Below are 1,047 nucleotides of genomic sequence, written 5' to 3' on the forward strand. Positions count from 1 at the left end.
ACTTAATTCATTAATAAAAAAAGTTACGACAACACAAAAGGGAAAAAGAACATTTTTAAACCTAAATGAGTATATAGAACTTATTAAGCTAGAAGATTTTAACTCTTTTATAGTAGATAACATAGAAAAAGATTTTAAAATTAAGGACAGAAAAAAGCTAAGAAATGAATTAATGCACTTACAAGTAGCAAGATATAAAAACACAATATATTATAAAAATGATAATATGTTAGAATTACAATCTTTCGCTTACTACTTAGGCATTTTCAAGACACTTAATAGATACTTAAACTTTTGGTATGAGCAACCATTTTTGAGAGATACACATATAGAAACTGAAAATGAAGACATAAACAACTTATTAAATATTATTAACAATCATTATGATAATAACGAAATAACCAAGAATAAGTTTAGGTCAGTAGAAGATATAGAAAGTACTTCGGAAATTCAAAAAATATATACGTTTTTAAGAGACATTCAAACAGTAGACAATAAAAAGGCAAATCACTAATGATAGTGACTTGCCTTTCTAAGTTCTATTACAGAGTACAAAGTGACAATGTGTACTCAATTAATATTAAGATTATTTATTTGATTTAGAAGTACGTCTAAATGCTAATAATGATCCAGCAGCTAAAATCACTGATGCAATCATTGTTACTAAAGTCGTATTTGATGTTTCTTCACCAGTTTCTGGTAATGCTTTAGATTGATTTTGTGATTGTGTTTTATTTTCAGTTTTAGCATTGCTAGTAGCTTGTGAAGATTGCCCTTGATTGTTGTTTTGGGATGTACTGTTATTAGTGTGATTTGTTGCATTTTTATCTTGTTGTTGATTTTGATCATCCATGCTTTGAGCTGGAGTTTTAACATTATGTTCTTTAGCATGATCATCAATAATACTACCATTTGATTTGTTAACAAAAATAGCAGAAGGACCATTATGACCTTGTTCTCCAAACATTACTGCTACATAACCATTAGGTGATGGCTCTTGTTTGTTAATCAAAACTTTTGATTGCGGATTTAATGTAATACCATGTG

The 1,047-nt window shown here is 28.1% G+C and carries 2 protein-coding genes; one reads left to right on the forward strand and one right to left on the reverse strand.

Annotated features, from left to right (window positions below; all coding sequences use genetic code 11):
* On the forward strand, positions 1-514 hold a 514-nt coding region (locus ACWGQ1_RS18435), incomplete at its 5' end, for a hypothetical protein (protein WP_452313529.1).
* A gap of 72 nt (positions 515-586) precedes the next feature.
* Here the strand turns inward: ACWGQ1_RS18435 and ACWGQ1_RS18440 are convergent.
* A partial coding sequence (locus ACWGQ1_RS18440; RefSeq protein ID WP_452313530.1) for an LPXTG cell wall anchor domain-containing protein occupies positions 587-1,047 on the reverse strand: 461 nt, incomplete at its 5' end.

The organism is Microbacterium sp. NPDC055599 (assembly GCF_053618975.1).